Annotated in this window: 12 protein-coding genes; 8 read left to right on the top strand and 4 right to left on the bottom strand. The window is 74.9% G+C overall.

Annotation, left to right across the window (positions count from 1 at the left end; translation table 11 throughout):
• The 6 genes from tmk to ACYQBY_RS11505 all read left to right on the top strand — a co-directional run bounded on the left by tmk (position 1) and on the right by ACYQBY_RS11505 (position 7,664).
• Positions 1–2,136, top strand: coding sequence for a dTMP kinase (tmk, locus tag ACYQBY_RS11530; protein ID WP_459643997.1), 2,136 nt, complete (start codon positions 1–3; stop codon positions 2,134–2,136).
• Positions 2,133–3,401 carry a DNA polymerase III subunit delta' gene (locus ACYQBY_RS11525; RefSeq protein ID WP_459643996.1) on the top strand — a complete coding sequence of 423 codons (1,269 nt, stop codon included), beginning with the start codon at positions 2,133–2,135 and terminating at the stop codon, positions 3,399–3,401. Before tmk ends, ACYQBY_RS11525 begins: the two co-directional genes overlap by 4 nt.
• On the top strand, positions 3,398–4,975 hold the full coding sequence (locus ACYQBY_RS11520) for an alpha/beta hydrolase (protein ID WP_459643995.1): 1,578 nt from the start codon (positions 3,398–3,400) through the stop codon (positions 4,973–4,975). Before ACYQBY_RS11525 ends, ACYQBY_RS11520 begins: the two co-directional genes overlap by 4 nt.
• A gap of 159 nt (positions 4,976–5,134) precedes the next feature.
• The gene (locus ACYQBY_RS11515) at positions 5,135–6,328 is read left to right on the top strand and encodes a type III PLP-dependent enzyme (RefSeq protein WP_459643994.1); all 1,194 of its coding nucleotides are present in this window, start codon (positions 5,135–5,137) and stop codon (positions 6,326–6,328) included.
• 20 nt (positions 6,329–6,348) lie between these two features.
• Positions 6,349–6,756, top strand: a complete 408-nt coding sequence (speD, locus tag ACYQBY_RS11510; protein WP_459644387.1) for an adenosylmethionine decarboxylase — start codon at positions 6,349–6,351, stop codon at positions 6,754–6,756.
• Positions 6,753–7,664 carry a spermidine synthase gene (locus ACYQBY_RS11505; RefSeq protein WP_459643993.1) on the top strand — a complete coding sequence of 304 codons (912 nt, stop codon included), beginning with the start codon at positions 6,753–6,755 and terminating at the stop codon, positions 7,662–7,664. Before speD ends, ACYQBY_RS11505 begins: the two co-directional genes overlap by 4 nt.
• 254 nt (positions 7,665–7,918) lie before the next feature.
• Here the strand turns inward: ACYQBY_RS11505 and ACYQBY_RS11500 are convergent, their stop codons facing one another.
• From ACYQBY_RS11500 to ACYQBY_RS11490, 3 genes are all read right to left on the bottom strand, one after another.
• On the bottom strand, positions 7,919–8,311 hold the full coding sequence (locus tag ACYQBY_RS11500) for a tautomerase family protein (RefSeq protein ID WP_459643992.1): 393 nt from the start codon (positions 8,309–8,311) through the stop codon (positions 7,919–7,921).
• 67 nt (positions 8,312–8,378) lie between these two features.
• Entirely contained in the window at positions 8,379–8,795 is a 417-nt protein-coding gene (locus tag ACYQBY_RS11495) for a MarR family winged helix-turn-helix transcriptional regulator (RefSeq protein ID WP_459643991.1), read from the bottom strand.
• Positions 8,796–9,152: 357 nt separating this feature from the next.
• A complete protein-coding gene (locus ACYQBY_RS11490; RefSeq protein ID WP_459643990.1) occupies positions 9,153–9,800 on the bottom strand; it encodes a TetR/AcrR family transcriptional regulator in 648 nt (215 codons plus the stop codon).
• Positions 9,801–9,840: 40 nt separating this feature from the next.
• Here ACYQBY_RS11490 and ACYQBY_RS11485 point away from each other — a divergent pair, with 40 nt between their 5' ends.
• Positions 9,841–10,182 (top strand): rhodanese-like domain-containing protein, encoded by a 342-nt coding sequence (locus tag ACYQBY_RS11485; RefSeq protein ID WP_459643989.1) that lies wholly within the window; start codon positions 9,841–9,843, stop codon positions 10,180–10,182.
• Positions 10,179–10,823, top strand: a complete 645-nt coding sequence (locus ACYQBY_RS11480; protein ID WP_459643988.1) for a flavodoxin family protein — start codon at positions 10,179–10,181, stop codon at positions 10,821–10,823. The genes ACYQBY_RS11485 and ACYQBY_RS11480 overlap by 4 nt, the downstream gene beginning before the upstream one ends.
• A 19-nt stretch (positions 10,824–10,842) precedes the next feature.
• Here the strand turns inward: ACYQBY_RS11480 and ACYQBY_RS11475 are convergent, their stop codons facing one another.
• Positions 10,843–11,589 carry a hypothetical protein gene (locus tag ACYQBY_RS11475; RefSeq protein WP_459643987.1) on the bottom strand — a complete coding sequence of 249 codons (747 nt, stop codon included), beginning with the start codon at positions 11,587–11,589 and terminating at the stop codon, positions 10,843–10,845.
• Between the last annotated feature and the right edge of the window lie 187 nt (positions 11,590–11,776).

Below are 11,776 nucleotides of genomic sequence, written 5' to 3'. Positions count from 1 at the left end.
GTGAGCGACGCCCCCGCCGGAGAGCCCCCCAGCACCCCCGGTGACGTCGTTCCGGACCACGACCTGCGCGCCGTGATGGCCAACACCGCCTTCCGCCGGCTCTGGTTCGCGATGGCCCTGTCCAGCTTCGGCGACTGGCTCGGCACCTTCGCCAAGATCGGCATGGCGGCGGCGCTGGCGGGTGGGGACTACACCACCACCAACCTCGCGGTCTCCGCCGTGATCATCCTGCAGATCGCCCCGGCGGCGTTCCTCGGGCCGCTCGCGGGGGCGCTGGCCGACCGGCTGGACCGGCGGACGGTCATGGTCGTCGGCGACGTGCTGCGGTTCGCCCTGTTCGCCTCCATCCCCTTCGTCGGCACGCTGACGTGGCTCTTCGTCGCCACCCTGCTGCTGGAGCTGGTCGCGCTGTTCTGGGGCCCGGCGAAGGACGCCACGGTGCCCAACCTCGTGCCGCGCACCCAGCTGGAGTCCGCCAACCAGCTCAACCTCGTCGCCACCTACGCCGCCGCGCCGGTGGCGGGCCTGGTGTTCATCGCCCTGACGACGCTGTCGCGCTTCGTGGGCTCCTCCGTGCCCGCCCTGGCCGGCAGCCAGGTGGACCTCGCCCTCTACGCCAACGCCCTGACCTTCCTCGTGGCGGCGGTCGTCGTGGCGCGCCTGGACATCCCGCCGCGCGCCACCCGCACCTCCGGCGGGCGGACGTCGGTGTGGCGGGACGTCGTCGACGGCTGGCGCTTCGTCGCGGGCAGCCCGGTGCTGCGGGGGCTGGTCGGCGGGATGCTCGGCGCCTTCGCCGCGGGCGGTGTCGTCATCGGGCTGGGCCGCACGCTGGCCCGCGACCTCGGGGCGGGCGACCCCGGCTTCGGGGTGCTGGCCGTGGCGGTCTTCACGGGCCTGGCGCTGGGGATGTGGACCGGGCCCCGGCTTCTGGCGGGGCTGTCGCGGCGGCGGCTGTTCGGGCTGTCGCTGACGGGGGCGGGGATCTTCCTGCTGCTCATCGCGGCGGTCCCGGAGATCGCGGTCGTCTCGGCGTTCGCGCTCGGCATGGGCGCCTGCGCGGGGGTGGCGTGGGTGACGGGTTTCACGATGCTGGGCCTCGAGGCCGACGACGAGGTGCGCGGGCGCACGTTCGCGTTCGTGGGCTCCGTGACCCGCATCGTGCTGGTGCTGGTCATGGCCGCCGCGCCCGCGGTGGCGGCGGTGCTGGCGCGGCCCGGCCCGGCCGGGGCGGTCACCTACAACGGGGCGGCGCTGACGTTCGGGCTGGCGGGGCTGCTGCTGACGGGGGCGGGGCTGCTCGCCCTGCGGATGATGGACGACCGGCGCGGCACCCCGCTGCACCGGGACCTGGCCCGCGCGTGGCGCGAGCGCGGCCGCACCGCCGGGGAGCGCAGCGCCCCGCACCCGCCGTGGCCGGGGGTGTTCGTGGCGCTGGAGGGCGGCGACGGCTCGGGCAAGTCCACCCAGGCGCGCCTGCTGGCGGAGTGGGTGCGCACCGAGGCGGGCCGGGAGGTCGTGCTGACCCGCGAGCCGGGCGGCACGGAGGTGGGGACGGCGCTGCGGCAGGTGCTGCTGCTGCGCGAGGAGCCGCTGGAGCCGCGCGCCGAGGCGCTGCTGTTCGCGGCCGACCGCGCCCAGCACGTCGCGGAGGTGGTGCGCCCGGCCCTGGAGCGCGGCGCCCTCGTCGTCACCGACCGGTACGTGGACTCCTCCCTGGCCTACCAGGGGGCGGGGCGGGCCCTGGAGCAGGCGGAGGTGGAGCGGCTCTCCCGCTGGGCCACGCAGGGCCTGCTGCCGGACCTGACCGTGGTGCTCGACGTGGACCCGGCCACGGCCGCCGCCCGGCGCGGGCGGGACGCCACCCGCGCGGGGGAGGACCGGATGGAGTCGGAGTCGGCGGCGTTCCACGAGCGGGTGCGCCGGCAGTTCCTGCGCCTGGCCGCGCGGGAGCCGGAGCGCTACCTCGTCGTGGACGCCTCGGGCGGGCCCGAGGAGGTGGCGCGGGTGGTCCGGGAGCGGCTGCACCCGCTGCTGACCGGGCGTCCCGCGGCCGCGCGCCGCGCCCCGGCGCCGGGTGCGACGGCGCCGGACGTGACGGCACCGGGTGCGACGGCGCCGGGTGCGAAGGCGTGAGGGACGTGGGCGGGAGCGGCGCGGTGCAGGAGCAGGGCGTCTGGCGCGACGTCGTCGGCCAGGCGCCGGCGGTGGCGGTGCTGGCCCGGGCGGCGGCCGCGGCGCGGGCGCGGCTCGCGGCGGACCGCCTGGACCCGCTGGGCCCCGTGCGCGGCGCGGACGCCTCCGGGATGACCCACGCGTGGCTGCTGACGGGCCCGCCCGGCTCGGGGCGCTCCGTGGCGGCTCGGGCCTTCGCCGCGGCCCTGCAGTGCGAGGACGACGCCGTGCCCCCGGGCTGCGGGCGCTGCCGCGGCTGCCGCACCGCCCTGGCGGGCAGCCACGCCGACGTGGAGGTCTTCGCCACCGAGCACATGCTCATCCGCCGGGAGGACGCCGAGCAGCTCATCGGCGTCGCCCAGCGCAGGCCCTCCGGGGGCGGCTGGCGCGTCGTCGTCGTGGAGGACGCCGACCGGCTGAACGAGCCGTCCGGCAACGTGCTGCTGAAGTCGATCGAGGAGCCGCCCCCGCACACGGTGTGGCTGCTGTGCGCGCCGAACCCGGACGACGTGCTGCGCACGATCCGCTCCCGCTGCCGCCACGTCGGGCTGCGGGTGCCACCCGCCGGGGCGGTCGCCGAGCTGCTGGTGCGCCGCGACGGCGTGGACCCGGTGATGGCCGAGTTCGCCGCCCGCGCCGCGCAGAGCCACATCGGCCTGGCCCGGCGCCTGGCGCGCGACGAGGGCGCCCGCATCCACCGGCGCGAGGTCCTGCGCCTGCCGGAGCGCTGCTCCAGCGTCCCCGGTGCCGTGGTGGCGGCCGGGGAGCTGGTGGAGGCGGCGCAGGAGGAGGCGAGGTCGGTGACCGTCGAGCGGGACGCGGCGGAGCGGGCGGCGCTGCTGCGGGCGCTGGGCGCGGACGGGACCGCGACCCCGCCGCCGGCGGTGCGCGCGCAGGTGCGGGAGCTGGAGGAGAACCAGAAGCGGCGGGCGCGCCGGGCCGTCACCGACGTCCTGGACCGGGCCCTGGTGGACCTGCTGGGCCTGTTCCGCGACGTGCTCGTCGTGCAGCTCGGGGCGCAGGTGGACCTCGTCAACGGCGACCAGCGGGCCGAGGCGGAGCGGCTGGCCCGGGCCGGTTCCCCCGAGGACACGGTGCGCCGCATCGACGCGGTCCGGGCGGCGCGCACGCGCCTGGCCTCCAACGCGGCACCGCTGCTGGCGCTGGAGGCGATGGCGCTGGAGCTGCACGAGCCGTCCCGGCGCGAGCAGCGGGTGCCCCGGTGAGCGCCGTCGCGGGGCCTGCCGTCGCGGGAGGAAACCGCCGCCGCGGCCCGGTGGCGCGGCTGGCCGCCCCGCTGGTCCTCGCGCTGCTGCTGCCGTCGTGCTCGGCCCTCGGCGGGCGCGGACCGGACCCCTCCCCGCTGGCCGGCGCCCCGTCCGCGGTCTCCGAGCCCGCGGCCGACCCCGCGATGGGGCCCTACTACTCCCAGGAGCTCGCGTGGGCCCCCTGCGGCGGGGGCGCGGAGTGCGCGCAGCTGCAGGTGCCCGTCGACCACGCGAACCCGGGCGGCACCCGCACGGGCGTCGCGCTGCTGCGGGTGCCCGCCACGGGGGAGGAGAAGCTGGGCTCCCTCGTCGTCAACCCCGGCGGGCCGGGGGTGTCCGGCATCGACTACGCCAAGCTGGCCGACCGGGTCGTCAGCGCCGCGGTGCGCGAGCACTTCGACGTCGTCGGGTTCGACCCGCGCGGGGTGGCCCGTTCCGCGCCGCTGCAGTGCCTGCCGCCGCCCCGCATCGACGCGCTGGTCGCGGCGGACCCCACCCCGGACGACGCCGCGGAGGTCGCGGAGCTGGTGGCCCTCGGCGCGGAGCTGGGCCGCGGCTGCGCGGCGGGCGGCGGGGCGCTGGCCGCCCACGTCGACACCCTCAGCGTCGCCCGGGACCTGGACGTGCTGCGCGCGGCGCTGGGCGACGCGAGGCTCACCTACCTCGGCAAGTCGTACGGGACGCTCCTCGGGGCGAGGTACGCGCAGGAGTTCCCGCAGCGCGTGGGCCGTCTCGTCCTGGACGGCGCCCTGGACCCGGCGCTGTCCAGCGACGAGGTCAACACCGGTCAGGCGGAGGGTTTCGAGACCGCCCTGCGCTCCTACGCGGCGGGGTGCCTGGCCGCGCAGGACTGCCCGCTGCGGGGCACGCCGGAGCAGGGCGTGCAGCAGGTGCGGGCGCTGCTGGAGGACCTGGACTCCGCGCCGCTGCCGACGGGCACGCCGCGGCCGCTGACGCAGGGCCTGGCGTACCTGGGGGTGGCGCAGCCGCTGTACGCGCGCTCGCTGTGGCCGACGCTCACGCAGGCCCTGACCGCGGCGCAGCGCGGGGACGGCGCGCCGCTGCTGGCGCTGTCGGACCAGTACACGCGCCGCCGGGCGGACGGCACGTACGAGGGCAACTCCTCCACCGTCATCTACGCCGTGAACTGCCTGGACCGCGGGGACGAGGACACCCCGGAGGACATCGCGCGCAGCGCGGAGGACCTGCGGGAGGTCTCCCCGACGTTCGGGGAGTTCCTCGCCTGGAGTTCCCTGCCGTGCTCGACGTGGCCGTTCCCGGCGAAGGGCCTGCGCGGCCCGACCCCCGCGGAGGGGGCGGACCCGATCCTGGTGGTGGGCACGACGCGCGACCCGGCGACGCCGTACCGCTGGGCGCAGAGCCTGGCGGGGAACCTGGCGTCCGGGCGCCTGCTGACGTACGAGGGCGACGGGCACACGGCGTACGGGTTCGGCAGCCGCTGCGTCGACGCGGCCGTCGACGCGTACCTGGTGGCGGGCGAGCTGCCCGAGGAGGGAACCCGCTGCCGCTGACGCGCAACGGCCGGAACCTTTCTCCGGGAGGGTGTCCGGCGTGGTTTCGGTGGCGCCCGGGACCTGTGCGCCAGGAATCCGCAGGACGTCTCCGGGCGGTGCGCCGGGGCCGCCCCCCGACCCCGGCGATCATGGGGAACGGCCTCTAGGGTTGACGCCATGCCAGCGGTTCCCGCGGCCGGGACGGCCCCGGCGCTGCGATCGTCCGACGACGTGCACGAGCGGATCCGCCGTTTCCTGGACTCCGCGCCGGTGCGGACCCCATGCCTCGCGGTGGACCTCGCGGCCGTGCGCGGCGCCTACCGCGAGGTGGCGGCCGCGTTCGCCGGCGCGGGGATCTTCTACGCGGTGAAGGCCAACCCCGCCCCGCAGGTCGTCGCGGCGCTGGCCGGGCTGGGCTGCGCGTTCGACGTCGCCAGCCCCGCCGAGATCGACCTGTGCCTGGCGCAGGGCGCCGCGCCCGCCTCCCTGTCCTACGGCAACCCGGTGAAGAAGGCCGCGGACGTGGCCCACGCCTTCGCCCGCGGCGTGCGGACGTTCACCACCGACAGCGCCCCGGACGTGGAGAACCTCGCCGCGCACGCACCCGGCTCGGCGGTGCTGTGCCGCATCCAGGTGCCCGGCGCGGGCTCGCTGTACCCGTTCGGGGACAAGTTCGGCTGCGACCCGGACACCGCGGTGGAACTGCTGCGCACCGCCGCGCGGCGCGGGCTCGTCGCCGCGGGCGTCGCCTTCCACCCGGGCTCGCAGCAGCTCGACGCGGCGGGCTGGGACGCGGGGATCGCGGCGGCGGCGGACGTGGCGCGCCGGTTGCGGGCGGAGGGCGTGGACCTGCCGGTGCTGAACATCGGCGGCGGCCTGCCGGTGGCCTACCGCGAGGACGTGCCCCCGCCGGCGGCGTGCGCGCGAGCCGTGGCGGACTCGCTGCACCGGCACTTCGGCTCCCGGCCCCCGCGCCTGGTGCTGGAGCCGGGCCGCGCCCTCGTGGCGCGCGCCGGGGTGCTGCGCTCGGAGGTCGTGCTGGTCACCCACCGCTCCACCGGTGGCGGCAGGCGCTGGGTGTACCTGGACGCCGGTCGCTACGGCGGTCTCGCCGAGACGGAGGGGGAGGCCGTGACGTACCCCCTGCTCACCTCGCGCGACGGCGGGCCCACCGGCGACGTCGTGCTCGCCGGCCCCACGTGCGACGCGGACGACGTCCTCTACCGCGACGCCGGGTACCGCCTGCCGCTGGACCTGCGGGCCGGTGACGTGGTCGACCTGGTGGCGGCGGGTGCGTACACCGCCAGCTACTCCTCCGTGGGTTTCAACGGTTTCGCCCCCCTGGAGACGGTGTGCATCGACAGCGACTGACCGGCGCCCTCGCGGAGCGCCTGCCCGAGACGTCCCCACCCTGTGCCCGGGAGGAACCCGAGCCGGTGGGCGTGTTCGCCGGCGTCCACGTCCTGGCGGAGTTCTCCGGGGTGGACCCGGAGCGCCTGGACGACGAGCAGCTCCTGCTGGCGCTGCTCGACTCGGCGCTGACCCGGGCGAACGCCACCGTCTGCCAGGTGGTGTCCAAGAAGTTCCAGCCGCAGGGCGTGACGGTGCTGGCCCTGCTGTCGGAGTCGCACGCTTCGGTGCACACCTACCCCGAGCGCGGCAGCGCCTTCGTCGACGTGTTCACGTGCGGCACGCAGGCGGACCCGGTGCTGGCGGCGCGGCTGCTGGCCGCCGGGCTGGGCGCGGAGTGCACGAGTTTCCAGGTTGTCCACCGTGGTGCCGAGGAGGCCGGATCGTGACCCTGACCGAAGAGCACGGCAGCGCGGGGCGCAGCGCCGGGACCGGGGTGGTGCGCGAGCCGATCGCCCCCGGCCTGGTCCGGGAGTGGGAGTTCGGCGAGGTGCTGTGCGACACGCGCACCGAGTTCCAGCACGTGCTCATCGCGCGCACCGCCCAGGGCCCGACGCTGTTCTGCGACGACGACCGGCAGAGCAGCGAGCTGAGCCAGCTCGTCTACCACGAGGCGCTGCTGGTGCCGGCGCTGCTGCTCGCCGAGCGGGTGGAGCGGGTGCTCGTCGTGGGTTCCAGCGAGGGCGTGGTGTCGCAGATCGCGGTGCAGGCCGGCGCGATGCTGGTGGACCACGTCGACATCGACGGCGAGGCGGTGCGGCTGTGCGCCGAGCACCTGCCGTACGGCTACTCGCCGGCGGAGCTGGACGCGGCCCTGCGGGGCGAGGGCCCGGTGCGGGTGCACCTCACCGACGGCTACGAGTTCGTGCGGGCGGCGGCCGGCGGGCCGGGGTACGACGTGGTGGTCGTGGACCTGCCCGACGAGCGCGCCGACGAGGACGCCCAGCACAACCGCCTGTACGGCGCGGAGTTCCTGCGGATGTGCGCCGCGGTGCTGGCCCCCGGCGGGGTCGTCGTGTCGCAGGCCGGGTGCCCGACGCTGTGGCGCAACGGGACGCTGCGGACGTCGTGGCGGCGTTTCCGCGAGGTGTTCGGCTCGGTCCTGTACTACGGCAGCGACGAGCACGAGTGGGCGTTCCTGTTCGGCCGCGCCGACGAGGTGGCCGACCCGGCCGCGCTCGCCGCCGGGCGCCTGGGGGCGTGCCGGTACCGGCCGGTGTCGATCGACGCCGCGGCCCTCACCGGGAACACCGTCCCGCCGCACAGCCTGCGCCACCCCGCGGGCGACGCCGGCTGAGCCTGGATCCACCGCCGATCTCGACGCTCTGGTATGACCAGCGGCTCAGATCGACTGCGAGACAACGCAGACCCACCGAGATGACCCTCTTCAGCGCTGCACCCCCGGGTGCAGCGGACAGGTGGTGCGTCGGACGAGCGAAGCTGCTGTCCGCATAGGCATTCCCAGCCGATCACCTGTATCGGGCATGATCCCATGTGGATCTACTCAGCGACTCGACTCGACCCGCGGCGCGAGAGCTAGGGCCGGAAGCACTAGGGAAGGTGGTATCTGGCTTCCTGGGTGCGGCCGCCGTAGCCGTACGCCGTCGCGCGGACATCTTGCACGTGGATGTAGCTTTCCTCGTGCAGGTTGTCCAGCAGCGCGGCGAAGCCGTCGAATGCCTCTCGGATGTAGCGCGCCTTCTCGTCCTTGGTGTTGGTCTCGTCGGTGATGCTGACGTCGAAGTAGAAGCTGCTCTTCCCCTGCTCGAGCAGGGTGCGGCCGCCGACGACCCAGCTCCCCGGGTCCACGTGCTCGACGAGGATGGAGGTCACCGCGGGGTCCTTGCGGAGGATGCGCGTGGTCAGCTCCTGCAGCATCGTCGTGATCTCGGTGGTTGCCGGGGTTCTGCCTGTCGAGCTGATCTTGACCTTGAGGATCGGCACGTTGGTTCTCCTTCAGCGGGTAGGTGGAAGGCTGCGGACGACGAGTACGGCGTGGACGGCCGACGCGTCAGGCGAGTGCGCGGCGCACGCCTCGGATGCTGTTCACGGTCTGGTTGAAGACATCGGCTCCGAGGGTCTGCTTGAGCTCGCTGGTCACCGAGCCTGAGGCTCGATCAACCGCGCGTTCGATCTCGACCGCGGCTGGGGTGGGATGCACGGTGCGGGCTCGGCCGTCGGCGTCCGACACATCTCGTACCAGCAACCCTTTCGCTTCCAGGCCGTCGATCAACCGGGTCGCTGTGGGGCGCGCGATCGTCAGGAGATCTGCGATCTCGAACGGTGCCATACCTGGTCGGCGAAGCACGGCGCGCAGGAGGAATGCCTGGGGCGCAGTCATTCCGAAGGGGGCGAATGCGGCGGCCCACTTGCGGTCCAGCTGCCTGGCAAGAGCCGAGGTGTTGAAGTACATGCACTCGTCGAACACCTCACGAGCCTACCAACGGCCGATTAGCTATGCAACTGTCCGCGGCGCCGGCGTTTCGGTGTCAGGCGCGGGCGGACGTCCGGGCTTCCGGTCGTGTCAGGCTGCTGCCAAGAGCGGCTCTTCGCCGATGACCGGGCCTTTGTCGGGAGCGGCGTGATCGGCGCTCGGGCGGACGGGGCGAGAGCCTCCAGTCGCGTGGCGGCCGCCAGGACTGACGGACCGGGGCCCTGGTCCAGGGACCAGCGGAGCCTGCTTCGCGGGCGGTACGGCACCTGCCGCCTCGTCGGCATGCAGGCGAGCCTCAGGGGCGCCTGCGGCGTGGACGCCAGAGCCGCTGTCCCAGGACGTGGGAGCAGGTCAGCAGCGGTACGGGGCGACAGCGGCCGCGACGGCCAGAACGGCCTGCCGGTGCTGGAGGAGCCCGGGGGGGCCGATGCCCGCGAGCACGTCGGCAGCGGTGCCGGCGAGCAGGACGTGCGCGACGGCGTCTGCGTCGACGTCCGGCCGTGCCTGCGACAGCAGGTGGGCGACGTGCACGGCCCAGAAGCGGTAGGAGCCGATGCGGTAACGGGCGCCGGGCGCGGCCGTCTCCGAGAGCCGCACGACGTCGAGGTTGGTCTCGACGTGACGCAGGTAGGCGTCGAGGAAGGCGTGCAGTCGTAGGGCGGGAGCTGCCCCGGGGCCCAGAGGGGGGGCGCCGCTGAGGATCGCGCCCTGCAGGTCCCGCTCTCGCTCGTCGAGCAGGGCGACGGCCAGGCCGGCCTTGTCGCCGAACCGTCGGAACAGCGTCCCCTTGCCGACTCCTGCCTCGGCGGCGATGTCGTCCATCGTGACGGCATCCACGCCCCGGTCGGAGAACAGCCGAGCCGCGGCCGCGAGGACGCGTTCGCGGTTGCGCGCGGCGTCAGCGCGCTCGGCGCGGACGGGTTGCTGACCCAGGACGGCCAGGTCGGCACGAGCGGGTCTTGCGGAAGCGGACTGCGGTCCGTTACGGTCGCCAGGCACAAGCGGACTCTAGTCCGGTTGACGACCGAAGGGAACCGCCATGACCGCCCTCATCTCCCGCGACGAACTGCACGACGCGCTCGCCACCAGCTCCGTCGTCCTGCTGGACGCGCTGCCGGCGTCCTACTACGAGCAGCAGCACCTGCCCGGCGCCCTCAACCTCGTCGTCGATGACGTCGCCGCGCTCGCCCCGCAGTTGCTGCCCGACAAGGACGCCGCGATCGTCACCTACTGCTCCAATGCCGCCTGCGGCAACAGCCAGCACGTCGCGACCGCCCTGGAGCGTCTGGGCTACACCAACGTCCGCAAGTACAAGGACGGCATCCAGGACTGGAGCGAGGCCGGCCTGCCGGTCGAGGGCGCCGTCGGCGCGGGCCGGTGACCGACACGCAGCTCGGGGCTGACGGGAACCGCACCCTCAGGGTCGTCGTCGCCTACCACTCCGGCTACGGGCACACCGCAAAGCAGGCCGAGGCCGTCGCCCGCGGCGCCCGCGAGGCCGGCGACGCGCGGGTGACCCTGGTCGACGTCTCCGCCGACAACGACGCGGCCATCTCCGCCATCGACGCAGCCGACGCGGTCGTGTTCGGGTCCCCGACCTACATGGGCGCGGCGTCGGCGGCCTTCAAGCAGTTCGCCGAAGCCACCTCCGAGCCCTGGGCCGACGGGCTGCGCTGGCAGGGCAAGGTTGCAGGCGGGTTCACGAACAGCCAGAACATCAACGGCAACAAGGAGAACACCCTCATCGAGCTGTTCGTCCTCGCCGCCCAGCACGGCATGCACTGGGTGACGCCCGGGCTGTACGGTGGGTGGAACACCACCACAGGCTCGACCGACGACCTCAACCGGCTCGGCGCCTTCACCGGCGCCATGGCCCAGTCCTACGGCGACGCCGGGCCCGACCAAGCGCCTCCCCAGTCAGACCTCGACACGGCGGCGGCACTGGGACGGCGGGTCACCGAGGTCGCCCGCGACCTCGCAGCAGGCCGGCGGACACTCCAGCCCGTCACGGCCGCCGTATGACAGCCGCACGGGGCGGCCGCTACGGCGGCGGCCCGGTGCAGCGAGCCTGTGTCAGTAGCGGTTCTCCAGGCCGCTCAGGACGAGGGCCGTAGCCGCGATCGCGGTGGGGGCACCTGCCGCTCGCGGGAGAATTCACCAGAGTTCCCCCACCCTTCGGGCGGGAGGTGCCCGCAAGTCCACGACTTGGTGCTGGGGTCGAGGACCCGGCTCCCGCTGCGGGGGCGGACGGGACGCGGATGTCGGCGCCTGTGCCGGTGCAGGCCTTGTCGGCGAGGGTCGGCACGCCCTGGCGGATCAGGTCCCGGGCAGTGGGGTCGCTCAGCGGCGCTACGCGGACGCGGGCGCCGGCGGCGTCATGGGCGGCCCGGGAGTCACCGTCCAGGCCGTGCAGCTCGATGAGCACCACGTCGGTGTCGCTGACGCGAACCTCCTCGCCGCAGCCGAGGTGCAGGCAGGAGTGGATCACCTGTCCGCTGTGCCGGTGGGGCTCGCCGCTGTCGAGGTGCGTGCCGCGGGCGGCGACGTGGTGGGTGAGCTCGGCCAGGACCTCGTGCCGTGCCCGAGCATGGCGGTGCTCGCGCTGTTCGTGCTGCTGCTCCCGCAGCGGCCGGGCCTCCTCCTCGGTGGCCGGCCGGTAGGTGGCAACCCACCCGGGACTGCCCTCGTGGCCGAGCAGCTGCAAGCCGTGGACGGCCGGGGCCTCGGAGTCGATGTGAACACGGCGCAAGCTGAGCAGCACCATCGCCTCCCCGTGGTGCTCCAGCACCTCACCGACAGGCAGCGGCTCAGGGCGGGCCAGCCGCGGGGCCGCCGCGCACGGCGTGGCTCCCGACGCTGCAGTGGGAGCCGCCACGGAGACGGTCGCCGGCGTGGCGGCCGGCGTGGTGGTGGGGGCCGTCCAGCAGGTGATGGGCTGCTCGGCGCGCGATCTGCACCCTGGCGTGGTCGCTGAG

This window comes from Kineococcus anabasis, assembly GCF_054590795.1.
The sequence above is the reverse complement of the archived record's forward strand: the minus strand, read 5'-3'. Positions and strand labels throughout refer to the sequence as shown.